Raw genomic sequence first — 25,170 nt, 5'->3', positions numbered from 1 at the left:
TTATATCCCTTTTTCCCTGTTCAATTCGCCCAAAATGAACACCAGTCTTGGGTCAGGGAATACGCCTGAGCATGGACGGTAAGGGAAGGGCCACGGACAATGCCTTTATCGAAAGGCTCTGGAGGAATGTAAAGTATGAGAAAATCTATCTGAACCCTCCAAAGGACGGTATGGACCTTTATCTATTGTTGGAGGAATACTTTGATTATTACAACCATGAAAGAAGACATCAGTCCATTGAATACCAAAGACCAAAAGATGTTTATAGAAAAGCAGCTTGATAATTATATTAGCTTTGTAGAAAACCTGTCCTAAAGATCGGGGTATCTACAGCGGTAATGGATTTAAAAAATTAGGCTTTTCAGATGAGACAGCTTATACCAGGTATGAGGAACAACATTCTAAATACCATTTAAACTCCAACAAAATCCGTATGCTTCTAAATCCAAATGAAAAAAGTCATGCGAATTTGATTGAAATCATGGATGCCATTGATAAATTCTATCTTATTGAAAACGTCCAAGATATTAACCAGGAAAAAGTAGAGGCCAAACTTAAAGATATAGTTGAAATCTCTAGGGAGATCATGAAGACAGAATGGGACAAATCAAAGAAAATATTTTCAATTTAATCAAAATCCTTGAGCCTCGGACTGATTTAAAACGGACTCGACAATATATTTAGGTTGTCTTTTTTTATGTGTGGCAACTAGTTTATATACCCGACTTTATTAAGCATATACCGCCTATTTGGTTGGCTATGCATTTAATTGCAAAAATTAAATGCATAGCATAGTTCTCTTAAAATTCAATAAATCTATGGGGAAGTATGAGAAATAAATGTAAGAAATTTCTAAGAAAGATTATTTACGAATATCATCTTTATTCAATTCTATGCAGAAATCAAAGAGTTCTCCCGGTTGAACATTTAAGCCATAGAGTAAGTTGAGAATTGTTTCTAACGTTATATTTTCTGTTCCCTTTTCTATTTTACTTATAAAACTGGAGTCAAGATCACAGTTTTTTGCAATATTTCTAAAGGTTAACTTTTTATCATTCTTTATTTTACCTAGCTGCTTTCCAAATTTAGCTTTGAACTCATCTTTCTTTTTCTCATCAAGCATAATTCAATATTTAAGGGAAAAATGCCTAATTCGATTATAAAAAACGTGGTATTATATTACCACAATAATCTTTTTTTATTATATTGGTCTCGAATTACATATTTTAGCGATTCTTCGGTTAGAACATATTTGAAGCTTTCGCTTAGATTCTCTCATTAGAAAACTGGTAATTTTTGCAGAAGAGATGATAAGCAGATTGGCTCACGACCCGGGCGTGACCTCTCTTATCTCTGCAAGGTATACCAGTACCACTAATGGGTAAGTTGAGTTTTCACGCCCAACTTTTTCTTAGCGTTTGGTTTATTTACTCTTTTTCGATGCGTCGCTAACCTTTTTAGGTCATGGGAAACATTTGGCAACTTTTTTCTGTAGGGTTCACACCTTGTTTTTGTTCCATTTTTGGGGCCTGTCACTCGGTGTTCGATATCCTCTTCAAGAAAAAGCCCAAAAACCCCGTATAACCATCGACTATAGTTGTGGGTATTACGCTACTTAATTTTCGGTTTACGTTACTACTTCAGACCCATAACTGACGCATACATTTTTCGGGCAACCGACCCAATCACGAAATCATAGTCTTGTTCGATTAGGAATCCCATTTCCAAGAGTGCTAAATCCTTGGACAGGATGGCATATGCCCGAACCTAAATGCCCTGTGGTAAGTTACGACATTGTCTGGACTTCGGGGGCAGTGCAAACAAAAAACCTCCGGACAGGGTAGCAATTGTCCAGAGGCACGATTCAATTAACACTAACGGTTAAAATCAAACGACTCAAAATTATGAAGATAATATGGATAAATGCGAACAGATTTACCCTGTTCCTAACGATTAACATACTGTTGGCCCTTTGGCCATCACAAACCTTGGAGGCCGCAATGGCCCCTCCTCCCCAAGCTACCGTCACCGGTACCGTTACGGACACCAATGGAAACCCTCTCGTCGGGGTAAGCATCCAAGTGGAGGCCACCCAACGGGGCACCATCACCGATTTAGATGGCTCCTTTACCATTCAAGCCAATCCTGACGATACCTTGTACTTTTCAATCATTGGCTTCAAGCCCTTGACAGTTGGCATCAAGGGCAGAAGTGAGGTCAACGTCCAAATGGAGGAAGATGTCACCCAATTGGGGGAAGTAGTGCTCAATGCGGGCTATTACTCCGTATCCGAAAAGGAACGCACGGGCAACATTGCCACCATCAAGGCCGAGACCATGGAGAAACAGCCCGTGGGCAACCCCTTGGCCGCTATGCAGGGTCAGCTATCAGGGGTCAACATCGTCCAAAATACGGGTGTCCCCGGTGGAGGATTCGAGGTCGAGGTACGGGGTAGGAACTTCATCAATGGTGTCAGCGACCCGCTCTACATTATCGATGGGGTACCCTTTGGATCCCAGTCACTAGGTTCCGGCAATGTCTCGGGTGGTATTCTCGGTGGCAATATCAGCCCGCTCAATGCCATCGACCCTACGACTATCGAGAGTATCGAAGTATTGAAGGATGCCGATGCCACGGCCATCTATGGGTCGAGGGGCGCCAATGGGGTAGTATTGATTACCACCAAACGGGGAAAAGAGGGCAGGACAACCTTCAGTGCCAACCTCAGTACCACCTTGGGCCAGGTTTCCAATTTTTTGGAACTGATGAATACCCAGCAATACTTGGAAATCCGAAGGGAAGGGATTGTCAATGACGGTTTCGGGGACTTTTTGAACGATTCCAGTTTTGATCTGTTCTTTCCCGATCTCAAAAGCTGGGATAATTCTCGCTATACGGATTGGCAGAAGGTACTCATTGGCGGTACGTCCTATCGCAACAATGCCCAGCTTTCGGTATCAGGCGGCAATGAACGGACCAATTTTTTGATCAGTGGTGGCTACTTAATGGAAACCACGGTATTCCCTGGGGATAGTAACTATAAAAAGGCAACGGTGCAGAGCAAGGTAAACCATCGCTCGGAGAACAATCGTTTCCAGATTGACCTGTCCACCATCTATTCCAATGAACGAAACCAATTGCCGCAGCGTGATTTCACGGGACTGGCCTACACGCTGGAGCCCAATGCCCCCGAAATCTATGACGAGGAAGGACGGTTGAACTGGGAAAACAATACGTGGAACAATCCTTTTGCGGCTCTAGAGGAGGACTATGTCTCCAAGGTGAACACCCTTATCGCCAATGCCTTGGTCTCCTATAAGCTATTGCCCAATCTGGAACTAAGGACCAGTCTGGGGTACAACACCTATCGCTTGGATTCCTACCGGACCCTGCCCAGCAGTGCACGTAACCCGAGCTTGGGACTGACCCCAGAGAACTATTCCTCCATCACTACCAACGTTGCCCAACGGGACTCATGGATCGTGGAGCCCCAGCTCCAGTGGCAACAAAAGTGGGGCAGGACAGCCTTGGATGTATTGGTGGGCACCACCTTCCAACAACAGACCACTGAGGGTTTTGTGCAACGGGGCAGAGGTTTTCCCAATGAGGATCTGATCTTTAACCTATCCGCTGCCGAGACCTTGGAGGTGCTGACGGATACGGAAAGCGAGTACAACTATAATGCGGTCTTCGGTCGGGTGAACCTTAATGTGAAGGGCCGTTATATTCTCAATCTGACCGGCCGTAGGGACGGTTCCTCCCGTTTTGGTCCCGGCCGGCAGTTTGGGAACTTTGGGGCCGTTGGCCTGGCTTGGCTCTTTAGCGAGGAATCCCTTTTTGGGGACAATTCGATATTGAGCTTTGGCAAATTAAGAGGCAGTTATGGAACCACGGGCAGTGACAATATCGGTGATTACCGGTTCTTGGATACCTATAGCGTAACGGGGCTTGATTATGATGGGATTTCCATATTGGAACCCACGGGCATCTTTAATCCACTTTTTGGATGGGAATCCAACCGTAAGCTGGAAGCAGCCTTGGAGCTGGGCTTTTTCAATGACCGCATACTCCTCAACACCTCATGGTACCGCAATCGCAGCTCCGATCAGTTGGTCGGTATCCCCTTGGCGGCCACTACCGGCTTTTCCGAATTGACCGGCAACTTTGATGCGACCGTGGAGAATTCCGGGGTAGAGATGGACCTTCGCACCATCAATCTGAGAAATAGCAAATTAAAGTGGTCCACGAGGGTCAATCTTACGGTGCCAAGGAACAAATTGTTGCGCTTCGACGGCCTGGAATCCTCCCCCTTTGCCAATCGCTATGAAATCGGCAAGCCACTGACCATTGTCAAGCTCTACAATGCCCTTGGCGTGGACCCGGAGACGGGTCTCTACACCTTTGAGGACTACAATGGGGATGGGAACATCAGCAGTTTGGAGGACCGACAGTTCATCGAGGACAGGGCCCCGCGCTTCTATGGTGGGTTGGGCAATACCCTTACCTATGGCAAACTATCCTTGGATGTATTCTTTCAGTTCAAAAAGCAGAAAGCTTTTGACCAATTGGCCTTTGGGGCCACCCCGGGCTTTCGGGGGAACGCTCCGGTCGAACTTTTGGACCGTTGGCAAGAAGTGGGCGATATGGCCCCAATTCAAAGAGCTTCTGGGGGACTCGCCCCGGATGTGGACCTCGGGACCTTCCAGCAATTGAGCAATGCCGCCTTTTCCGATGCCTCCTTTATCCGTTTACGGAACATTTCCCTGAACTATGGGCTGGGCCGGTTGGATAATGGCATGCAGGTAAATGTATACCTACAGGGACAGAACCTATGGACTTGGACCAAGTATCGGGGACCTGACCCTGAACAACCTTCCAATAGTAGATTGCCACAATTGCGACAGATTACCCTTGGACTACAAGTAGACTTTTAACCATAAAAAAATTAGATATGATACAACGAATAAACAAAACCAGGAGCGTAGGGGACCGTGGTCTTCCAGCGCTCCTAAAACATCTCAACCTTCAAATCCTACCATTGCTCATGTGTCTGGGTATGGCAGGCTGCACGGACTTTGTGGAAGTGGAGCCGCCCAAGGACACCCTGGTCGCGGAGACGGTATTCGATGAAGCCTCCACGGTACGCTCCGCCATGGCAAACTTATTTTTCGGGATGCGGGAACAAGGTATGGTATCGGGCCGCTTTGGCCTGACCACGGCTTTGGGCATCTATGCGGACGAACTGGATTATTATGGATTCGAAGTGCAGAATACGGAATTCTACCAACACAACCTCTTGGCCGGTAATGAATTGGTGAGGCAATGGTGGGCCAACGGCTATGAACTGATCTACGGCGCCAACGATATCATTCGAGGTGTGGAAGAATCACAGGCCCTGAGCGAAGATGAAAAGGCCCTGTTTACCGGCCAGGCCCTATTCGTCCGTTCCTTTATCCACAGTCTTTTGGCGCAATTGTTCGGTGATGTCCCGTATATCACCACGGTGGACTATCAGGTGAACAATACCGTATCACGCACCCCGGAGGCCGAAGTTTTTCAAGCCATCATTACCGATTTGGAACGGTCCGTGGCCCTTTTGGAAGGTATGGAAAATCCATCGTCGGAACGCACTCTCCCCGACCAGTATGCAGCCAAGGCCTTATTGGCCCGGATGTACCTGTATGTAGAGGATTGGGCGAATGCTGACGATATGGCCTCCGAACTGATAGGAGTCTTTGATCTGGAAGGCGATTTGGAAAGGGTCTTTCTAAAGGATTCAGGCGAGACCATTTGGCAATTGAAACCGGGCGAGGCCCCTAGGAATACCCAAGAGGCAAACCGATTGATCATACAGGCGGTTCCTGGCCAGACCTATGCACTGACCGAATCATTCATGGACAGTTTTGAGGAGGGCGATCTACGGGAAGCTTCTTGGACAGAAAGCATATCCAATGCCGACAATACACAGACCCTGTTCTACGCCCATAAATACAAGGCCAATTTTTCCGAAACGGAGTCCGTGGAATATTCGATAGTTCTGCGTTTGGCGGAACAGTACCTGATCCGGGCCGAGGCCAGGGCACAATTGGGAAATCTCTCCGATGCAGCAAGTAATTTGAATACCCTCCGCAATCGGGCAGGCCTACCGGATATCCCCATAGGAACACAAGGGGAACTATTGGAAGCGGTATTGCAGGAACGGCGGATGGAACTGTTCACAGAGCGGGGGCATCGTTGGTTCGACCTGAAACGCTTTGGAGAGGCCAGTGTCGTATTGGAAGGTATCAAGCCAGGATGGCAGGATACCGACCTGTTGTTGCCCGTTCCGGAGACCGAAATCGAGATCAACCCCAATCTATTGCCGCAGAACGCTGGCTACTGATAATTATGAACAATATGGGATGTCAGGGCATTTAATTGGAAGCCTTGGTATCCTCAATAAAAATGAAATCAATGAAAAAAATCGTATCGATACTATGGCTGTTTATGGCCGTTGGGGTATTTTCCCAAACACTGAAAACCAACCCTATATATGAGGATGAAGCGGCAGCTTCCTCAATGGGGTCAACGTTTCTGACCTCCTTCATGCAGGAGGGGGAGCTCTATCTCAATATTCCGCGGGAGGTGCTGGAGCGTCCTATGCTCTTTATCCGCTATGACTACAGAAAAGTATATAAATATATGCAGGTGCTTTGGTCACTGGAGGGGGACAAGGTGCTATTAAAACACCCTAGGGTAAGGTCCACGGCAGGAATAATTTTACCTGTAAGGCACCACAAGGCCTTAAAGGATAATGTCTTGGCCATGTTTCCCTTGGAAAAGGATATGGGCGAACAAGGGGAACTGTGCATCAATGTCACTTCCTTGGTAATGGACAATGTCATCGAATGGACCAAGGGCTTTACGGAAACCTTGGTGCCACAGTTGAGCCTCTTACAGGGCTCGAAGGATTTTCACAACGAGGTGGTCATCAAGACCCGACGTGGCTTGATGTTCGAGGGCTCGAAAGTTTCTTTTCCGGTATTCTTTGGATTGGCGGCCCTTCCCGAGAAACTGATGAAAGGTAGGGACTATGATTACCGCATGGGATTCGTTAACGAGGACCGATATGGAATCGATCACGGTGAACCGAAGAACAGTATAGCTAATATTGCCCGCTGGCGATTGGAGAAAAAGGACAAGGACCGAAAACTGAGCGTGCCCGTTAAACCGATCACTTTTGTCATTCCCCCAGATGTTCCCGAACAGTGGAGACCTTATGTGAAGGCAGGTATCGAAGAGTGGCTGCCTGCCTTTGAGGCTGCAGGGTTCAAGAATGCCATAGTGGTAAAGGAAACGGATAGCCTGTCGGAATGGGAGGCCCATAGCATCCATACCTCTTACGTGGACTGGGGCGATTCCAAATACTTGCGCGGCTTTGAAGAGTCTGGAGGGACCGCTCCAGAAATAATCGATGAAAGGACCGGTGAAATCCTCAAATGCGACATTTATCTGGGAGCTTCGGTCGAAAATGTTACGGACCGTTATTTTATCCGTTGCGCCCCCTTGGATAAACGGGCCCAGTCGTTGCCTTTTCCCCAAGAACTCACGGGAAGGCTTTTTCAACGGATTGCCGCCCATGAAGCGGGACATGCCTTTGGGCTGATGGACAGTAATTATGGGGAGTTCGCCTATCCCGTCGAAAAGATGTCCGATATTCAATGGCTGAAGACCATGGGCCACACCCCAAGTATGATGAGCTATTCCCGGGAAAATAATATTGCCCAGCCAGAGGACAGTGTGCCCCCTGAACTGTTAATGCAAAAAGTGGGCCCGATGGACCGTCACCAGATTGAGTGGGGCTACACCGAATTTCCGGAGGAAATGTCAGAGCAGCAGGAGGAGGAAGCTCTAGAGCGTATTATAGGGGTGCAGGATTCCATTCCCTGGTTTAGGTTCAACCAAAGCCAAGTGGAGGTTTTCGGGCCCGCAACGGCAGATGAAGTGGTGGATACCAATGATCCGGTCGAAAGCACCAAGTTGGCACTGAAGAACTTGGAACGTGTTATTCAACTGATGCCGGCCGCCGTTAAGGACCAAAAGGATACTAGAAGATTGGAAAATCTATATGGAAGAGTACTGGAACAATGGAAAGACCATATGCTCCATGTGACCTCTTTGCTAGGTGGGTACGATATTCGGTACAAGCCGATCAACACCCCTGGCAAGATGTTCACGCCAATCCCCTTGGCCATGCAGGAGGAGGCCATGGACTTTTTGCATGCCAATGCCCTGAACCCACCAGAGTGGTTGGTTGCCCCCGAGTTCCTTCCCCAACTGGAATACTCCACCTTTCCGGACAAAATGGTCGAATTCCAACAGCGGTCGGTGGACGAACTATTGCGCCCCCGACGCTTGAAGCGCTTTGAATATATGGAAACGCTGAAAGGCTTTGAAGGTACATTTGAATGGTATCTATCGGAATTGCAAGAGGGATTGTTCAGGGAACTGTACGGAGGTTCCCCCAAAGTAGGACGGATACGGCAAGAAATCCAATCCTATTATATCGACAGGGCCATTATGGCGGTACAACAAAAAGCCCAATATAACTATGCAGAAATGAAAGCTTATGATTATACCGCTTATTCCAAAGGGTTGTTGATGGAGCAGTTGGTAAAATTACGGGAGGATATCAAAAGCAAGTTGAAAAAGGAAAAGGACAGTGATGCCAAAGGGCATTGGGAGCACTGCTTAAGCCGATTGGATTCGTTGTAACTATATCATTGGACAAGTAAGCAAAGGAAATAATAGAAGCGATAACCACAAAAAGGGGATGGTTGTTTTCACCATCTAAAAAGTAATTTTTTGTTTTCATGTATTTTTTGAATTAGTCAAAAAGGTGCCCTGTGAGGGGCACCTTTTCTACTACGAGTGACAAGGAACTATGGGTTCCTGCCCAATGGTGTGGACAGGGAAGGTTCGGCATATAATTGATTGCCGAAGTAGGTACAACTGATATCACCGTTAGGTTCGCAGTCGTCCCCGATGGTCACTTCCATGACCCCGCTTGACGTTTGATAGTACGCCACCTGACTGACCGTATTGCTCTCCGTGGCAAAGGCCAGTCCGACCGCCAATAGAATGGCAAAGGCCGGTAAAACAAGCTTTAAAAATCTAGTTTTCATAGTATTAAGAATTAGATATGAATGCCTACTCTTTCACTAAGGTTTTCGGCTTCCCCTTTCACTGCACAGTGTTTTTATATGTTGATTTTTTTGAGGTTTTCCAATAGTACGATACCGATCAATGCCAAGACGACCCAAAAGGCATTGAACACGAGGTGGGTCTCCCAGCCCATGGAGGATATGACACCCCCGCAGGAGCAGGGTATATGGTCACTAAAACGGAGCATCCAAGCGATATAGCTCGTAAAAAGTGTCATTAGGATAAGGGACCCGTAGAGGGCAACCAGCCGATATACTTTGGTCAGTAGCAGGATGGCCAGTACAATTTCAAGCAGGGGCACCATCCAGGCAATCCACTCCGCGAAAGGACCCAAGATCTCCGAGCGGTCCAATTGGAGCTTAAAGTCAGATAGTCCCATGAGTTTACTGCTTGCGGTATACAGGAAAAGTATGCTATAGAGATAACAAATGGTTTCCACTATGGCTTGACGCTTTTTTATGAATGTGCCCGTATGCATTGTAAGAGTTTGATTTACAATGATAAAATTAATGGGGTCTAGTGATCTCTAAGGGATTATTTAGGCTCCGGGAAGGATTTTTTGGAGCGTTTCCGCAGTTGGGAGGGCGTATAACCATACCTTTTTTTGAATTCCCGGGTAAAGTGGTTCCCCTTTTTGAAACCCACGGTCCTGGCTATGGCAAGGATGGTCTTGTTAGAGTGCTCTATCAGGATATGGGCCTTTCGGAGCCGTTCATGTTTTTGATATTGAAAGGCTGTCATGCCGAAAAGCTCCTTGAATCCCTTTTTGAACTTGTACTCGTTGGTATTGCAAATATGGGCCAGCTCTCGGATTGAAGGCAGTGGCATATCCAGATTGTCCATGATATACCGTTCGGCCTTCCTCAGGTTCTCCATATCCATGGCGTGGAGGATATGGGTCTCCGTTTTTTCCGGACGGGGCAATAGCCCATGGGCCTGTAATTGTTTCTTCAGTTTCTTCTGAAGGAAACCTTGATCCGTTCCATCGTATTTGACCAGTTCAAAACAGGTCACCATAAAAGTTCCATTTTTCTCCCGGTGTTCCGGGAAATAAATCACATGACAATGGGCAGGGAGGAGGAGTCCTGATCGTTCGGAAAATGACAACTCTAGGGTCAGTTCCCATATTTTGTCTTTGGGGGCTGCTTTCAACAATTTTTTCCAACCCCTTTGGGATCTCTTCTCCAAAAATTGTGCAAATGGGCAACCGTTCAAGGTCCCTTCTTTGAAGTTCAACAGCGCCTCTACCTTTGGGTTGGTCCTCAGTATCTGGCCTTTGTTATCCAGTTCAAAGTACAATTGAACAACCATTTCATAGGAATTGTGGAGTTTGATAAAGCCTTGGTGCAGAAAGGCGTCCCTGAGTTCCTCGGTAGTGGAGTTGACCAAAAAGGTCAGGGCCTCCAGTGCATCGTTTTGATCTGTTCGTTCGATTTGGTAAGAGAAGTTCCCATTGGCGATATGCACCAATTGGTTGTAGATATGCTCCAATCGCTTCTTGTTTTCCAGATTGTCCATAATTGTCCCCGTGTTTTAGATTCATAATCCATTGGAAACGGGATACAACACCTATCTTGGGCGCGATAGGTACAAGCGGGCCGTTTCCATGTTGGGGAACATTTTGATGGGCGCCGAACGCATTCGGTTCGAAATGTATTTGAAGAAGACCCGCTCCAAGGGCGTGGCAGCAACCAGTACTAGTTCCTCGACCAGTTCGGCACCTTCTCCAGATAAAAAGTGCCAGGCTTCGTTCTCGATATGCCTGACCCCATTGATGTTGCAAAGGATGCGATAGGGTTTTCCCTGTTGCAGGACCATGCGACGGGCCACCGTCTTTTTGGCTCCCGAAAGGTCAATGGAAATTCCCTCTTTCCAAATAAAAAAGAGGATTTCATCTTCCAACCACATGGTGGCCAATTCGGTTTCCACAATTCTTTTCATCCGTTGTTATTTCAAAAAGGGCGGTTAAAATAAAAAATTTCTGAAAATATTTTTAACAAGAAAAATCTGCTTTTTTAACAAAATGGGCTCTAAAACGTAAAAAAACTTATCTGTAAGGGATTTTTTTGGCTCCAGCATGTCCTTGATGCACAAAACATTATGGATTTTATTTAGTTTGAAATCGTGCGATTTGATAACAATTCGTTCAGCAATTCAAATTTGTACAATTGATTTGGTACAAAAAGGACGGATTCGAAGGAAATCCAGCAGAGAAGTTCCCTGAATACGAATTTGATGTAAAGTGCCTCCCCTTGCTGAGATGGTAGAGGAAGGGTACAGAATACGTTTTTGGAGACTACTAAAGATTACCTATAATGAAATATCAAAAACTGCTATCTGAATTTGAGGGCCAATTGGAAGCCTTGGAGAGTGGGGACGGAGATATCCTTTACAAAGCTGAGAGGGGCATAGCCTTGGTGGAGAAGTGCATACGAAAACTGCAAAAGCAGATCGTAGGCCAGGATTTTGAGACGCAGGCCGACGAAATCTATTTTTTTAAGCACGTAAAGCCCCAAATTTTCAGCAAGCTCATCTATTACATCAGGCTTTTTAGCATTGAGAGCAAACGGCCAAGGGGTAAGGATGTATCCCAGATTAAATACTTACAGCAGCAAATCGATAAACTGCAGACCTTCTTTAACGAAAACCTTGAGTTTTATAATTATTACCGACGTGGGGCGATGTCCATGGACGAGCAGTATTTTGTCAGGGGTAACCGGGACCTGAGGATGCCCTTGGAATCCTTTCACTTTCTTATCGATGACCAGTTCTCCACCTGTCAGGACGGTACGGTGGCCACCATCATGGCCTATGACATGCTCATCGTATACTTGAGAAAGGAAGTGGATGATTTGAACAACAATATGGAACCTACAAAGAACACACCAATGGAAAAACCATCAAAACTTTTTTGGACGGGGAGCAAGACCGATCTCATCGAGCTCCTTTATGCCCTGCATACCAGTAAATCTATCAACGGTGGTACCGTGGACATCAAGGAAATGGCCTCCCATTTCGAATACTTCTACAATGTCGACCTAGGGAATTACTACCACACTTTTATCGATATCCGTTCCCGGAAGAGCAGCAGGACCCGATTCTTGGACCGGCTCATTGAGATGCTCAATCAGCGTATGGAATCCCTTGAAGAATAGACTATACGTTTACAAGTTAGTGGGAACTTTAAAAAATTCCATTTGGGCGAATAGAACTATTTTAATGCAAATATTATGACTTTTTGACATCGATAATCCTTGTGGCAACCTTGTTTCTTGAGAATATAATCAAGTTTGCAAGAGATGGAATAAGGACGCTATTGTGTGTATATCTGTTCAACAAATCACGGCACATGCGTTGTTAACCACGTTAATGAAATTGCCGATATCAACTATCTCAAAAAGCCTTGTGCTTTATGCACTCTGTGCTTCTCTTCATCGTACTATTATCACCATTCACCGTGCATCTATAGGCACAACCTAAAACCCCTCAATTTGGTAATCGGCCCATTGCAGTGAAATAGAATTGTTTCCATTGGTATAGGCAATCACGCTCATGCCAGCCTTCTTTGCAGCTTCCATACCAGTTTCACTATCTTCAATTACGGCACACTCTTTGGGCATGACCTTTAGCTTTTTAGCGGTATTAAGGTAAATGGCAGGATGCGGCTTTCCTTTTTCCTCATAATCGGCGGACGAAACACTATCGAACAGACTTTCGGTACCGGTCTTTTTTAAAACCACAGGAATAATCTTTTCCGGGGCATTGGTTGCAAGGCCGATTTTAAAATTCCGTTCTTTCAGGTTTTTGATGAAAGCGCTTATGCCCAAGGTAGCACAGTCTTTCAATAAGATCAGTTCCATGACCCTGCGTACGACCATTTCCTCCACCTCCGAAAGTGGTGTTTCCTTCCAAGGAAACTTTTGGTGCCAGAACGCGGTTACTTCTTTGGTGGTCATTGATTGGGTATAGCTGCTATTTTCTTCGGTGACCGAGACCCCAAGCGAGGAAAAAACCTCATATTCCGCTTGTTTCCAAATGGCCTCGCTATCCACTAATACCCCATCCATATCAAAGATGACCGCTTTTTTGTCCTTCAAGATCAACTCCATGTCCTTCTGTTGTATGCCGCTTCCCAAAAATGGTATTCCAATAGGGATGCCTGGATAAAGACCTCGCTCATTCTCTCCCGTATTTCCGGTGTGGTATGTATTGCAGCATGGTCACAAATGTCCTTTGCCCGTTGTACACTTTCCGCAAACTCATCACCACCATAGGTATCGATCCAACGTTGGTAGGGGTTGTTGGCGATAGGTTCACTATTGTAAATGTGGTCCCCCACTTTTTTATAGATCCAAAAACAGGGCAATGTAGCTGCCATAGCCACTTCCACGGGCTCCAAGGCGGCAACACTCTTTAGAAAGTGCGTATAGTGGTGGCATGCAGGCTGTATGGTTCCCTTGTCCGTTATGCCAAAATCCTCAAAGTAGGATTCATGCAGGGCGTTTTCCACTACAATGGCCCCTTCCGCAAAACGGATATAGGCAAGGGAATGCTCTACTTGATGGGCTTTGGCAGCTATTTGGGCAAGGGCTTTGCCGAAATGCTCCAGATAAAGGGAGTCCTGTGCCATGTAAAATTGGAATTTGGCCTTGGGTAGGGTTCCATTTGCCAATTCTTTTACGAAGGGCATTTCAAGGATGGCCTTATAATTCTTATCGATTTTTTTCCAGGTCCGTTCGGTCCATTTCATATTTGATCATTTTTTTTGGGTTGAAAAAGTGGTTCAAGGGACCGTTGCCTTTCCCGGTCCGTACATTTTTTCCGTGGTCAATGGCATCATGCACATAGCTTTGACCAAATGCAACGGCATTTATTAGTGTTTCGCCCTGTGCCAGATAGGTAGCAATTGCCGACGAAAGGGAACATCCGGACCCATGGGTGTTATTGGTTCTAATCTTGGTAGATTCGAAAGGAAAACATCCTTCGTTCAGGTCAAAAAATAAGGAGGTAATTCTATCTGTTTCCTGATGCCCACCTTTCATGAGGACGCTGTTACATCCCATACCCAAGATGGATTCCCCCGCAATTCGCATATCCTCCAAGGTCTTTACCTCCATGTTCGCCAATAGGGCAGCTTCATCCATATTGGGGGTAATGATTGTAGCGATGGGCAACAATTGTTTGGACAATGCCGCAATGGTGGCCTCCTCTATCAGCGTGTGACCGCTGGTGGCGACCATGACTGGGTCGAATACCATGGGAATCTTCGGGTATTTTCCCAAGGTCTTGGCAATAGTTGACACCAATTCTGGGGTATGTACCATTCCGATTTTAATAGCTGCTGGCATGATATCGTCCAGAATGGCTTCGATCTGCTCCCCAACTGCCTCTACCGGTATAGGATAAATGTTACGTACCCCCTGTGTGTTTTGTACGGGGAGTGCCGTGAGTACCGTTGTGGCATAGCACCCCAATGCGGATATGGTCTTGATATCGGCCTGTATTCCAGCGCCACCACTTCCATCAAAACCGGCAATGGCCAAAACGGATGGATATGTATATGTTTTCATCTTAGGATTACATTTTTTAGTTCATAAGCTGCTTTCTCAGGGTCTTCCGCACCGCATATGGCGGATACCACGGCAATACAGTCAGCTCCCGCCCGAATAACGGAACCCGCATTTTGTTGATCCAGATTGCCAATGCCGACCAATGGCTTTGTGGTCAATTGCCGGATTTTGGACACGCCCTCCAGTCCCCATTCGGTTACGGTATCCTTTTTTGTATCCGTCCTAAAGACAGGGCTTATTCCAAGGTAATCGGAGGTGGCCGTTTGCTCGTTATCCAGCTGTGACGGATACTCTATGGAGTAACCAATAATTCTTTCTTTGAAATAAGGTTTCTTTCTTAGGACCGTGGGTCGGCTATCCCTATTGCCTACATGAATTCCGGCAGCGTTTACTTGCGACGCCACGTTCGGGTTGTCATTGATGATCAAGGGAACATTATGTTTCTCCGTGAGCTCTCTTAGCTGCTTGGCCCTTTGGAGAAACAATTTTTCAGAAGCCTTCTTTTCACGTAATTGAATGATATCGACTCCTCCCCGAATGGCCTGCAGGGCAACCTTTATCATATCCTTTCCTTTGCAGGCTTCCTGGGAGATGACCAGATATAGGGCATAGGGGAATTGGGGATGGAGTTTCATAATCGGGATAACTTTAGGTAATGGTAATATTCCTTTTCCGAGAGGGTATACAACTTATCGATAAGATGTAATTGTAAGCTCGCAGGGCCTTCAGACTGTTTTTCGGCCAGTTCACCGGCGATGCCCAATAGGGTCATGGCCGCTGCCGCCGCTTCGACTTTATCTTCCACAATTCCTATAAAAGCACCGATCAGCGCAGATGCTGTACATCCCATTCCCGTCACCTTGGTCATCAGCGGTACTCCATTGGCGATATGGACAGTACGGGTAGTATCTGTAACAATATCCTCAGCGCCCGAAATACATATCAAGGCACCATGTGTTTTAGCGAGCGCAATAGCAGCATCAATGGCCTCATTGCTTTCAGCCGTACTGTCCACTCCTTTGGTGGTTTTCTGGTTTGCTTGGGCCAGTGCCATGATCTCTGAGGCATTTCCCTTAATTACAGTTGGATTAAAGTCCAGCAACTTGTGCAGTATTTTGTCCCGGAAAGGGCTGGCCCCTGCGCCGACTGGATCTAATACCCATGGTTTGCCCAATTTTTGGGCCGTTTTCGCTGCCAATAGCATGGCCTCACTCCAATATTCGTCCAAGGTTCCAATATTGATGACCGAGGCATCTGCCAAGCCGACCATATCGCTGACCTCTGATTTTGCATGGGCCATTATGGGAGATGCCCCAACCGCCAAAAGCGCATTGGCGGTATTGTTCATGACCACATAATTGGTGATGTTATGGACCAGTGGTCCCTTTGATTTTACATGTTGAATGTGTTTCCAGAGATGTTCTTCCATTGCCTTTAAAGTTTTAATTGAAAGGCTTTAGGAATACTTTGGAAAACAAAAGGAAAGTCACATCACTTGGTGATGTCAAATTTCGCTTTTCCCTACGTCGGTGTGAGCCGTATCAGGTTCCAAGGGACTCTCTCAATTCTTTTCAGAATACCCCTAAAGCTTTTACGAATATACATAATTATTATACAAAGGCTTTTTGAACTTCCCCGAATAATTCAATCCATAGAATTTTTCCATGCCCATGTAATGTTTTTAAGATAATGGACCATTCCCAAATTGAATGGTTCATCTTTTTCCTTTTAATAGGCCAGGCTGTTGGGGGTCAAAAAGGCATAGCTGCATTCTAGTGAGAACGTTCAGCTATCAATTCCAGCTCTTAGTTGTAGTAACACGCTTTTAGTATTAAGGTCTATGTTAAGTAATACTATTGAAGAGAGTTTATATTTCAGCAAGTAAATTAGAGCAATCATTTTGCAGCTCTGTTTCTAAAGTAAAAACGACGAATTGGTTGTTCCTATTAATCAGCTTTTTTTCCCAAGTTGGTACCAACTTGGGAATTTTGGTTTTCAGGGGTTTTGGAACCCCTTTTTTCGCGATTTTGAAGCTTTTTTGGACCTCCCAAAAATCCAAATAGCTCTAAATCGATATAAATTTTAGGATAAAAAATCTTTCCCAAGTTGGTACCAACTTGGGAATTTTTTCCAAAAAGCTTTTTCAGTTTTGTGATTGAACCCGGATAAAGGCGTATGGCTGAACAGGTCCATTGTCTATCCCTAAAACCACAAGATTATGGCGGCAACGATCATTACCACGGAAGATCTCATGGAATTCAAAGAGGAACTTTTGGAGGAGTTCAAGAAATTGATGGTGGAACACACCCATCCACAACCCAAAAACTGGCTTCGATCAAGCGACATCCGAAGGCGATTTGAAATAAGTCCCAGTACCCTGCACAGTCTGCGCAGCAGGAATATCATTCCCAGCTACAAAGTAGGGGGACTTGTTTTTTACGACGCCGAGGAGATTGACCAGATCATCCTGGACAACAAGGTGGAACCCATGGACGGTACGGTATGAACTACATCAAGCACCTTAATGCCGCTTTGGTGGAAATTTACGGGGACGAGCGTTTGTGTCCCGGGCATATCAGTTTGTACCTGGCCCTGTTCTTCTATTGGAATATGTACCGGTTTCCGGGAGAATTTCCGGTCAATCGTAGGGAACTGATGAAGATGGCCAAGATCGGTTCCAAGTCCACTTATCATCGCCTTTTGAAACAGTTGGATACGATGGGCTATATCGACTATTCCCCTTCGAACAGCCCGGCCCGTTCCAGTAGGGTCGGACTGTCCCAAAATTGGGACAACAGCGGTACGATCATGGAACGGAGCCGTTCCATTTTTGGGACCTATTGTCCCACCAGTGTACCGGATACCTTTTATAAGAAAACAAAACAAACGAACAAACGCTCTTTGGGAGCACAGCCCAGAAGCCAATTGGAAGTCCTCAATTTTTTTAGGGAGAGCGGATATGACAAAGAAGAGGCCCAACGGTTCTTCAACCATTACCAGGCCATTGGATGGAAGGTAGGGGGCAAGATCTCTATTGTGGATTGGAAGGCAGCGGCCCAAAATTGGATGCTCAAGGCCGATGAAATAAAAAAAGCAAATCACTCATCAATGGTACAGTCAAGAAACCGGGACCATTTGATGGTCGAAACACAAAAGGACTATGGGCAACCCCTCTAAGATAACGGAAAGCGGCGTGGTCTATTCCCTGGGAGAATTCGATGGGAAGCAGGTCGAATATGATTTTTCCAAGGTGCTGACCTATATGGATGCCAAGGGAAAACTCCTGTTCGGAAGAAATTTTAGGCTCTATCCCGAGGACCATGAAGTCCTGTTGAAGCTGTGCAATTATATGGTCCGTGATCATACCAGTTGTCAAGAACTGGGCATTGATCCCGATAAGGGGATTTTGCTCTCCGGGCCCGTAGGCTGTGGCAAGACCACATTGATGAAACTGATCAGGCATATCACGCCGCACTATCGCCCCTATGAGGTCATTCCGGCCAGGAACATTGTGTTCGGGTTCAACCATGTCGGCCATCGCATCATCGAAGACTATGGCAACGGCCGGTATTTCTGTTTTGATGACATCGGGGTGGAACAAATGGGGCGACATTTTGGGAAGGATTGCAATGTCATCGGGGAAATCTTGCTTTCCCGCCATGAGCTGTTCTTGGAATCGGGCCTTCGAACCCACGCCACAACAAATCTTAACGCCGAGGAGCTGGAGGAACGCTATGGCAAGCGGGTACGGAGCCGTATGCGGGAACTGTTCAACTTGGTGGCCTTTGATCAAAATGCCCAGGACAAACGGGGAACAAAAAACACAGACAAAAACTAAAATCAAAACTCGACAATCATGAGAATAGCAACGATGAACATCCAGAACCTTTTTCACAGGGACCTTTCCTTTTTACAGCAAAATGCTTCCAAGAACCTTCAAAATTGGATGGAGGAATTTCAGTCCCTTTTGAAAAACCCCAACAAGCAGCACCAAGAATTGGGGCGGATGCGGGAATTGGCCTTTTTGATGGGCTTCAGTCCACAGGCCACCGAACCCTTTTTGACCCTGCGAAGGAAAGGGGGACATCTTTATGTAAAGCCCTTGGGCGGGGAACGTCAGACCAGGGCCACGGAGCGGATCGGTTGGAACGGCTGGGTGGAGCTCAGAAGTTATCCCTTGGATGAGAAACACCGAACTGCCAAAGTGGAGTGCATTGCCAAGGCCGATCCGGATATCTTGGTCTTGCAGGAAGTGGAGGACAGAGCATCTTTGTCAGATTTCAATAGGGATTATTTGGGACCAAAATTGGGCAGCGCCTTTGAGCAGTGGTTGTTCACGGAGGGTAACGACAATAGGGGACTGGGCCATGCCATCTTGACCAGGAACGGCTACCGAATCGTTGGGTTTCAACCACATGCCCATGAACGGGACCAAGAAGATAGGGACCTTTTTGAAATGGACTGCCCGGAATATACCGTAGTGACCCCGACCGGGGATGAGCTGACCATCATTAGTACACGATGCTCGGAGGATAGCAAAGGTGTGGATTACAGTGCGAAACGGAAGGAACAGGCCAAACGGATAAAGTCTTACTGTAATCGATTATTCAATCAGGGTAAGGATAGGATTGTGATATGCGGAACCTTAGGTGAGGTTTCGTATGGAAATAGCTTAAGGCCGTTATTGTCGGACAGAAAGGTCAGGGACATTACAGAGCATTCAGCCTTTGAAGTAACCGGTGATAAGAACTCACATAGAATGTCCAACTATGACCCAAACTCGGGCTGGTTGGCCAAACATGACTATCTACTGAGCTCTGCATTGTTGTATGACAGCTTAAAAAGCTGTGGGGTTCACTTTCCAAGGGTAGCACAGAAGGCCCCTATTTCTATGTTGGCCCCTTTCAAAATCAATGTTATGGATAAACCCATATCAATACCTCCGCTATTATGGGGTGACTATGAAGTGGAATGAACTAAACAGAAATATTTGAAGAGTCAACTTTTTCGCTATGTTTACAATCTTCCTTTAGAATTTAAGCGGGCCACTTAGATATTATAAATGTGTACATGTGTACACGTCATCCCTGAATTGTGAAAGGGTCATATGGCACTATTTTCCATACTAAGGCGAACAATTGATAAATTTGAACGAGGTTTATATGTCCAGTTTTTTAAGTAAAAAACTGGACAAAGACTATCGAAACTTATGTTGTTTTAGATAGTCATAATAGACACCATGTTCTTAAGTTCCCGGCATATGCAATAAAAAGGGTCTAATATCTATCTCCAGAAAATAATATTCACAAATACCCTACCACGTTAAAGGAAATCATAATGATCAAAATGATTAGCATAAGGTGTGGATTCCTTTTGCATTTTAGAATGACTTGTGGCCTATTGTTGTTGAAGATATCAGCTTTCCTTTGCCAATTGTACCATTGTTAAATCTTTATACTGTTCATGGAACAACTTCCTTCTTTTGACCTCATGAGGAAATTTTCTGTTTTGCTCATTTCGCCACTACTTCAATACGCTTTATAATATCTTGGTTTTTTTCATCGCCGATGGTTTTCTCAAACGGTCGATATGGCCATTCTTGATACCTACCATCGGAATAGACCTCATAATACAGTAAAATTTTTTCAAGTTCTTTTAAAACTCCAATCTTAAGGTCTGCAATATTTTTGTCCATGTACTGCTCAAGGTCAATCTCAATTTTTGTCATTATTAATAAATCAATTGATGAATCTTTTCTTAGAAATAATCAAATAGTATCCCAGCTGTGACACATTTATAAAGGTAGCGGAAATATACAGCCATATCATGCTGTTATCCCTTTTAGGGACAAATTGGTGCAGCATGGAGAAGGTCCAATAACCAAGTATTACCTGTACCGCCAAGGTTGCTAGGATGTATATAAGCCATAGTTTGTCCAGCCCAGACCTCACATTGAGGTATAGCAGGAAAACGAACAGGTTTTCCATAAATATGAAGAGGAAAAATTCAGCATAAGCCATTATTATAAGCTGGGCGAAGGTGATTGCCATATAGCCCATTGATTGTAAAAACCGCAGTACCATTGCCTTAAATAAACTGGGGTTTTCCTCCAAATGTTGATAATTCCGTTAAGAACCCCCGCCTGATCGGTCGAATGACAACCAAAATACGGTTTATCTTGTTGGTAGAAAACAGTTTATAGGTATGGATGGACTTGAAAAAGCGAAATTGAAGGATAGGATTTTACAATTTTTGCAGGACAATCCAGATGGGTTTTTTGATGCTGAGGAATTTTATCTAAAATTGGACAAGCCCCTCAATTCAGTCAATCACATGTTAGAAATTGTCAATGAGATTAGGGATGAAGCCCCTAAGTTTGTCACTACCGTACAAACAGATGTATTTGATGTTATCGCCAGCAATGATTTTACAATGGAATTCCTGGATAATGGCGGTTTTGAAGGTGAGTACAACAGGCAGGTAGAGGCAGCTAAAAAGTTGAACGAATCCATTAGACGCGAAGAAACCTTTAAAGAACTACAGGAGATTGAATTGAAGCAAAAGATTAGGTACAATACACCTTCCATAGTGATTTCAGCATTAAGTTTTGCCGTTGCCGTTGCGTCATTTTTATATACAATCCTACAACCCAAACCGGAATCAAACGATAATCGGCTAGAAGTAATAGAGGCACGTTTGGATTCCTTGGAGACATCTACCACCAGGAAGGTTAATTCTGTTACAATTAAGAAGGACACGGTAAAATGAAACAGAACATTTATATAAAGGCCATGGAGATTGGTTTTTCTAAGATTGGGGGAATCAGTTACTTAGATTTAAAAAAGCAGATAGAAATTGAAATGGGAAGTTCCATGGGCAGAAACACCGAGGCAGCCTTTGTTAAATGGATTGTGGACGCTTTTGAACCAGTTGTGGGTTTTCCTAGAGGACTGCCCAATTTTATATTAGGCGTTGCGAATTATGTAATGCATGGTAAATCGGATTCCGCTTCAAGGACTCATTATGATAGATTTTCAAATACAATCTGGGTTATAAAGGGGGCAACAGTAAAACAGTACCTAGATTATCAGGAGCTTGTTGAATCTCGCGAAGCAGCAATAAAGGCCAAAAAGCAGTCCAATGTTTCAATCGGTATAGCCCTATTTGCACTGATTGTAAGCTCTATGTTGGGATTAGCTTCATTATATAGTACACAAGATGTCAATTTAATCGAGGACAAAACCAAAGTGGAACGGTTGGAAAAAGAGAACCAGCAGTTAAATGAAGAACTTTACAAAGCCGAAATGATGCTGAAGGCTCTTGGCTCGGACACAACAACAAATAAAAACAATTTCAATGAAAACAAAGGCACAAATTAATTTTGAGGAGAGAAGAAAAGATTACACTGATGGGGAACTTATGATGGAGCTCCTATATTCCAATTGGAAGGTTCAAAACGCTACTGAAAGAACGAGAGGTAATACATCCACATTAGTTTGGTTCGTAGTCATTGGAATCATACTATCCTTAATTTCAGGCTTGGTAGGTGCTGCGGCCGTGCTTTAAGATTTTATCAATTCCCACCCATTCTTAGGCAACATTTCGAACTGTTCCACTTTCATCAGCTTCAAGATGTAGCCGGATGGATAGCGATGGCACAAAAATATACAGTCCTCGTTGGCCTCAAGGTAGAAACCTTCCATGCTAATGGGCCGCTGTTCCACCTTCATTTGTTCCAAGGCGATTTCATATCGGTACGCCCCGATTTCACGCATCAATATTTTGATGGCCTTTTTGTCCGAATTCCTGTATTTGATATGTTTCATTGGATATAATCCCAAAATTAGGAATAATTCCAATAAATAATCGTTTATTTAAAATCAGTTAATGTGAAAAAACTGTGAGAAAATATTTGGGACAGCCGTAAATTGATGATTTTTCTTTGGAGCCCTTGATTCACGTGTCCTCTGACTGTTTTAATTAGGCCAAAAAATCAAATGTTGATAAAAGTGTTAAGAAGCTAATCGGGTCAAAGAATAGCGATGTAAAAATTGAGATTATCTTTACAATGCAAAACGCCCAATATTACTTGGGCGTGTTATAAAGGGAGAATAACAGCCTGAGACTATCGAAGCGGGAAGATGTAAAATAGCCCGCTTTTTGAAAGGTCTAAGGAACTTGGGTTCTCTCTTTTTTTATTTAAAGCAAATATACGGTTATATCAATATATTTTGATGATTGGGTATGTTTGATATGAACAATTCAATGTTAATATCAAAAAAGGCTTCCCTGCTCATTTAGTTCTGGATAGTCCACCCTGTCAACGGCCATATTGTTATTGGTATCGACTCCCTTTTTGTAAAGGTCACGGCTGACAGGATAAGCCTCGATTTCTTTGGTAGTAAATGCAGATTTCATAAGCTCCTTGATACCTGGTTCGTGAAGGTCTGGTAGGAGCCAATCCTCTTCCCAGTGTTCGTCCAGGATCAAAGGCTGCCTTTTCTTTTCATTGTGGATATGCTCGAACTGTTCATTGGCCGGCATGGTAATGATGGTACAGCTATAGAGGTCGTCATCCAGCTCGGAGTAGAGACCAGCAAAGGCGAAAAGGGAATCATCCTTGTAGTGGCAGAAGTAAGGATAGGATACTTTGTTGACGTGATGCGGTTCATGGAACCCATCGGCTACGATAAGACAACGCTTGTCGTGTATGGAGTGCTTGTAGGCATTGCTGGAAAAAACCGTTTCACTTTTGGCGTTAAGGGTATTGTACCTTTTATGGAATGCGTCGGGGTCATCCATCCCAAAAGGAGGGACATAGCCCCACATCGCAGGAAGCAGTTCATCAGGATATTCCATGGGCACTATATACAGGTTGCCATGGGTAAAACCGTTCATATGATAGTAAGGGGTATACTCCAGTTCAATTTGCAGTCTCGCCCTGAACCTTTCTTCGACTTCTTCCTTGGTCTTCCGTAATGTGGTGGAGTAACACATGACATAAAGATAAATTATTTGGGGTCATGTAGTTTTTTAAGGGCGGCGAAATTTAAACTGAAAAGAGACCTTGCTAAAAATCGGCTCATCCCAAAGCATGTAGTATCCTTTGGATTTTATCCTTTGTTTCGAAATTTGTTCACTTCATTTATAATGAAGTTTATCCATGCGGACAAAAGCAGTCTCAATATTTTGGTCATGGCCAATAATAGTTCAGTCATAATAGAAGGATTTAATAAGCGATTGTAATAGAGCCAGAGCAATAGCGGACTGACTTTCCGTTCGTTTTGTATAATTAGCTTCCACATTATTTGAGATAAATCCGGTTTCCAAGAGGAGGGAGGGGCAGTGCCCATGGGTGTCCCGTAGCACTTGGAAGTTGGCATATTTGATACCCCTGTCATAAATTCCCAATCGCTGCTGTAACTGGTCGGCCAGATTACAGGCAATAGCGTTGGATTCTTTATCGACTTCTCCATGGAACAAAAAGATTTCAAAGCCTTGGGCTTTCTTATTTGGAGCTTGGTTACAATGGAGGGACATAAAGGCATCCGCGGCAAGTGCCTTGGCCAATCGTGTCCGATCACTCAGAGAGACCAAGGTGTCTGTATATCGGGTGAGGTATATTTCCAAGCTGTCCTGGAACAGGCTACGGTTCAATTGCAGACATTGCTTGGCTATGTCCAAGACCACATCCTTTTCCAAAACACCGTTGGTCCCCACCGCCCCGGAATCGGGACCACCATGACCAGGGTCTATTACCACAATGGGCTTTTGGGCCATTGCCAGTGAATAGCAAACGAACATTGTTAGGGAGCACAGGTACAATTTCATATCAGAGCATTATTGTTTGAACAATTTCCAGCGATACGATGATTTTGGTGCCAATACTTCAATAATTAACACCTTCAAGTGTTAAAAAATGTGATTTTTAAAGCCTTTTCTTCATATCACTGGAAATTTCACATCGGAAATCCCATTGGGCGATAGAACCAGCTCTAGGGTCATTTAAATCAATCATCACAAACAGGTTCCATTCCCATAGTGGGGGTGGGGCCCATCAAAAAGCGAACAGTCATGAAAAACTTTAAAAAATCAGTAGCCCTTGTTATTGGACTCCTTGTCTCTCAGGCCAGCTATCCCCAAATCGGGGGAATCGAGGATTCCGTTGCGGACATCTCGGATACCATCCGGGCCATTTTCCCCATCATCCTGGGGGTCATCTTTCTCATAGGCTTTCTTTTCAATGCGGGCCATTTCTTTGGAGAGAACGCCGACCTCAAAAAGGGGATTACCCGTGTTCTCGTCTTTGTGCTCATTGCAGGGGCGGTCGTTGGAATCTTCACCTATCTCATCGGTATTGTCGTCTAAACCGCAAGCGGCTTTTTTATCCAACAAT

General features: G+C 44.9%; 29 protein-coding genes and 1 riboswitch. Of the genes, 14 read left to right on the top strand and 15 right to left on the bottom strand.

What is annotated here, in order from left to right; translation table 11 throughout:
- Positions 1 to 47: 47 nt before the first annotated feature.
- Positions 48 to 281 carry an integrase core domain-containing protein gene (locus tag AB1A65_RS14510; RefSeq protein WP_366590558.1) on the top strand — a complete coding sequence of 78 codons (234 nt, stop codon included), beginning with the start codon at positions 48 to 50 and terminating at the stop codon, positions 279 to 281.
- Between the two features lie 152 nt (positions 282 to 433).
- On the top strand, positions 434 to 631 hold the full coding sequence (locus AB1A65_RS14505) for a hypothetical protein (protein ID WP_366590556.1): 198 nt from the start codon (positions 434 to 436) through the stop codon (positions 629 to 631).
- 231 nt (positions 632 to 862) lie between these two features.
- On the opposite strand, the gene AB1A65_RS14500 is transcribed toward AB1A65_RS14505, so the two are convergent.
- On the bottom strand, positions 863 to 1,123 hold the full coding sequence (locus tag AB1A65_RS14500) for a helix-turn-helix transcriptional regulator (protein ID WP_366590554.1): 261 nt from the start codon (positions 1,121 to 1,123) through the stop codon (positions 863 to 865).
- A 781-nt stretch (positions 1,124 to 1,904) separates the two neighbouring features.
- On the opposite strand from AB1A65_RS14500, the gene AB1A65_RS14495 reads away from it, so the two are divergent.
- From AB1A65_RS14495 to AB1A65_RS14485, 3 genes are all read left to right on the top strand, one after another.
- Entirely contained in the window at positions 1,905 to 4,934 is a 3,030-nt protein-coding gene (locus AB1A65_RS14495; RefSeq protein ID WP_366590551.1) for a SusC/RagA family TonB-linked outer membrane protein, read from the top strand.
- Between the two features lie 17 nt (positions 4,935 to 4,951).
- Positions 4,952 to 6,382, top strand: a complete 1,431-nt coding sequence (locus tag AB1A65_RS14490) for a RagB/SusD family nutrient uptake outer membrane protein (protein WP_366590549.1) — start codon at positions 4,952 to 4,954, stop codon at positions 6,380 to 6,382.
- 71 nt (positions 6,383 to 6,453) lie between these two features.
- On the top strand, positions 6,454 to 8,754 hold the full coding sequence (locus AB1A65_RS14485; protein ID WP_366590546.1) for a zinc-dependent metalloprotease: 2,301 nt from the start codon (positions 6,454 to 6,456) through the stop codon (positions 8,752 to 8,754).
- 167 nt (positions 8,755 to 8,921) lie between these two features.
- Here the strand turns inward: AB1A65_RS14485 and AB1A65_RS14480 are convergent, their stop codons facing one another.
- The 4 genes from AB1A65_RS14480 to AB1A65_RS14465 all read right to left on the bottom strand — a co-directional run bounded on the left by AB1A65_RS14480 (position 8,922) and on the right by AB1A65_RS14465 (position 11,145).
- A complete protein-coding gene (locus AB1A65_RS14480; protein ID WP_318310058.1) occupies positions 8,922 to 9,164 on the bottom strand; it encodes a DUF6520 family protein in 243 nt (80 codons plus the stop codon).
- 74 nt (positions 9,165 to 9,238) lie between these two features.
- Positions 9,239 to 9,682 carry a MauE/DoxX family redox-associated membrane protein gene (locus AB1A65_RS14475; protein ID WP_366590543.1) on the bottom strand — a complete coding sequence of 148 codons (444 nt, stop codon included), beginning with the start codon at positions 9,680 to 9,682 and terminating at the stop codon, positions 9,239 to 9,241.
- A gap of 56 nt (positions 9,683 to 9,738) precedes the next feature.
- Positions 9,739 to 10,722, bottom strand: a complete 984-nt coding sequence (locus AB1A65_RS14470) for an AraC family transcriptional regulator (RefSeq protein WP_366590541.1) — start codon at positions 10,720 to 10,722, stop codon at positions 9,739 to 9,741.
- 51 nt (positions 10,723 to 10,773) lie between these two features.
- Positions 10,774 to 11,145 (bottom strand): hypothetical protein, encoded by a 372-nt coding sequence (locus tag AB1A65_RS14465; protein WP_366590538.1) that lies wholly within the window; start codon positions 11,143 to 11,145, stop codon positions 10,774 to 10,776.
- Positions 11,146 to 11,519: 374 nt separating this feature from the next.
- Between AB1A65_RS14465 and AB1A65_RS14460 the strand changes: the two genes are divergently transcribed.
- Positions 11,520 to 12,359 (top strand): RteC domain-containing protein, encoded by an 840-nt coding sequence (locus AB1A65_RS14460; protein ID WP_366590536.1) that lies wholly within the window; start codon positions 11,520 to 11,522, stop codon positions 12,357 to 12,359.
- A gap of 321 nt (positions 12,360 to 12,680) precedes the next feature.
- On the opposite strand, the gene AB1A65_RS14455 is transcribed toward AB1A65_RS14460, so the two are convergent.
- From AB1A65_RS14455 to thiM, 5 genes are read right to left on the bottom strand one after another with little or no spacing between them, the layout of a single operon-like run.
- Entirely contained in the window at positions 12,681 to 13,313 is a 633-nt protein-coding gene (locus tag AB1A65_RS14455; protein ID WP_366590533.1) for an HAD-IA family hydrolase, read from the bottom strand.
- Positions 13,304 to 13,954, bottom strand: a complete 651-nt coding sequence (gene tenA / locus AB1A65_RS14450) for a thiaminase II (protein WP_366590530.1) — start codon at positions 13,952 to 13,954, stop codon at positions 13,304 to 13,306. Before tenA ends, AB1A65_RS14455 begins: the two co-directional genes overlap by 10 nt.
- Entirely contained in the window at positions 13,917 to 14,774 is an 858-nt protein-coding gene (gene thiD, locus AB1A65_RS14445; protein WP_366590527.1) for a bifunctional hydroxymethylpyrimidine kinase/phosphomethylpyrimidine kinase, read from the bottom strand. Before thiD ends, tenA begins: the two co-directional genes overlap by 38 nt.
- Positions 14,771 to 15,409: a thiamine phosphate synthase gene (gene thiE / locus AB1A65_RS14440; RefSeq protein WP_366590525.1), complete on the bottom strand. Its 639-nt coding sequence runs from the start codon at positions 15,407 to 15,409 to the stop codon at positions 14,771 to 14,773. Before thiE ends, thiD begins: the two co-directional genes overlap by 4 nt.
- Positions 15,406 to 16,203: a hydroxyethylthiazole kinase gene (gene thiM, locus AB1A65_RS14435; RefSeq protein WP_366590522.1), complete on the bottom strand. Its 798-nt coding sequence runs from the start codon at positions 16,201 to 16,203 to the stop codon at positions 15,406 to 15,408. Before thiM ends, thiE begins: the two co-directional genes overlap by 4 nt.
- Before the next feature lie 72 nt (positions 16,204 to 16,275).
- Positions 16,276 to 16,368: riboswitch (TPP riboswitch) on the bottom strand.
- A gap of 624 nt (positions 16,369 to 16,992) precedes the next feature.
- On the opposite strand from thiM, the gene AB1A65_RS14430 reads away from it, so the two are divergent.
- From AB1A65_RS14430 to AB1A65_RS14415, 4 genes are read left to right on the top strand one after another with little or no spacing between them, the layout of a single operon-like run.
- Complete coding sequence (locus AB1A65_RS14430) at positions 16,993 to 17,280, top strand: helix-turn-helix domain-containing protein (RefSeq protein WP_366590520.1); 288 nt, start codon at positions 16,993 to 16,995, stop codon at positions 17,278 to 17,280.
- Positions 17,277 to 17,951: a hypothetical protein gene (locus AB1A65_RS14425; protein ID WP_366590517.1), complete on the top strand. Its 675-nt coding sequence runs from the start codon at positions 17,277 to 17,279 to the stop codon at positions 17,949 to 17,951. Before AB1A65_RS14430 ends, AB1A65_RS14425 begins: the two co-directional genes overlap by 4 nt.
- Positions 17,935 to 18,612: an ATPase gene (locus AB1A65_RS14420; protein ID WP_366590515.1), complete on the top strand. Its 678-nt coding sequence runs from the start codon at positions 17,935 to 17,937 to the stop codon at positions 18,610 to 18,612. Before AB1A65_RS14425 ends, AB1A65_RS14420 begins: the two co-directional genes overlap by 17 nt.
- Positions 18,613 to 18,630: 18 nt before the next feature.
- Entirely contained in the window at positions 18,631 to 19,749 is a 1,119-nt protein-coding gene (locus AB1A65_RS14415; RefSeq protein WP_366590511.1) for a hypothetical protein, read from the top strand.
- 537 nt (positions 19,750 to 20,286) lie between these two features.
- On the opposite strand, the gene AB1A65_RS14410 is transcribed toward AB1A65_RS14415, so the two are convergent.
- Both AB1A65_RS14410 and AB1A65_RS14405 read right to left on the bottom strand, forming a co-directional pair.
- Complete coding sequence (locus AB1A65_RS14410) at positions 20,287 to 20,502, bottom strand: hypothetical protein (protein ID WP_366590508.1); 216 nt, start codon at positions 20,500 to 20,502, stop codon at positions 20,287 to 20,289.
- Between the two features lie 10 nt (positions 20,503 to 20,512).
- Entirely contained in the window at positions 20,513 to 20,824 is a 312-nt protein-coding gene (locus tag AB1A65_RS14405; protein WP_366590504.1) for a hypothetical protein, read from the bottom strand.
- 154 nt (positions 20,825 to 20,978) lie between these two features.
- Here AB1A65_RS14405 and AB1A65_RS14400 point away from each other — a divergent pair, with 154 nt between their 5' ends.
- The 3 genes from AB1A65_RS14400 to AB1A65_RS14390 are packed head-to-tail and all read left to right on the top strand — an operon-like array spanning position 20,979 to position 22,340.
- Positions 20,979 to 21,542, top strand: a complete 564-nt coding sequence (locus tag AB1A65_RS14400) for a hypothetical protein (protein WP_366590501.1) — start codon at positions 20,979 to 20,981, stop codon at positions 21,540 to 21,542.
- Entirely contained in the window at positions 21,539 to 22,153 is a 615-nt protein-coding gene (locus AB1A65_RS14395) for a hypothetical protein (protein ID WP_366590498.1), read from the top strand. The genes AB1A65_RS14400 and AB1A65_RS14395 overlap by 4 nt, the downstream gene beginning before the upstream one ends.
- On the top strand, positions 22,131 to 22,340 hold the full coding sequence (locus AB1A65_RS14390; RefSeq protein ID WP_366590495.1) for a hypothetical protein: 210 nt from the start codon (positions 22,131 to 22,133) through the stop codon (positions 22,338 to 22,340). Before AB1A65_RS14395 ends, AB1A65_RS14390 begins: the two co-directional genes overlap by 23 nt.
- Here the strand turns inward: AB1A65_RS14390 and AB1A65_RS14385 are convergent.
- The 3 genes from AB1A65_RS14385 to AB1A65_RS14375 form a co-directional block, all read right to left on the bottom strand.
- Positions 22,337 to 22,600 (bottom strand): hypothetical protein, encoded by a 264-nt coding sequence (locus tag AB1A65_RS14385; RefSeq protein ID WP_366590492.1) that lies wholly within the window; start codon positions 22,598 to 22,600, stop codon positions 22,337 to 22,339. The genes AB1A65_RS14390 and AB1A65_RS14385 overlap by 4 nt on opposite strands.
- A 448-nt stretch (positions 22,601 to 23,048) precedes the next feature.
- Positions 23,049 to 23,771, bottom strand: coding sequence for an SOS response-associated peptidase (locus tag AB1A65_RS14380; protein WP_366590489.1), 723 nt, complete (start codon positions 23,769 to 23,771; stop codon positions 23,049 to 23,051).
- A gap of 213 nt (positions 23,772 to 23,984) precedes the next feature.
- Positions 23,985 to 24,605 carry an N-acetylmuramoyl-L-alanine amidase gene (locus AB1A65_RS14375; protein WP_366590486.1) on the bottom strand — a complete coding sequence of 207 codons (621 nt, stop codon included), beginning with the start codon at positions 24,603 to 24,605 and terminating at the stop codon, positions 23,985 to 23,987.
- Between the two features lie 243 nt (positions 24,606 to 24,848).
- Between AB1A65_RS14375 and AB1A65_RS14370 the strand changes: the two genes are divergently transcribed.
- A complete protein-coding gene (locus AB1A65_RS14370; RefSeq protein WP_338193699.1) occupies positions 24,849 to 25,142 on the top strand; it encodes a hypothetical protein in 294 nt (97 codons plus the stop codon).
- Positions 25,143 to 25,170 lie beyond the last annotated feature (28 nt).

The sequence above is a fragment of the Allomuricauda sp. ANG21 genome, assembly GCF_040705235.1.
Lineage (GTDB): Bacteria > Bacteroidota > Bacteroidia > Flavobacteriales > Flavobacteriaceae > Flagellimonas > Flagellimonas marina.
The sequence above is the reverse complement of the archived record's forward strand: the minus strand, read 5'-3'. Positions and strand labels throughout refer to the sequence as shown.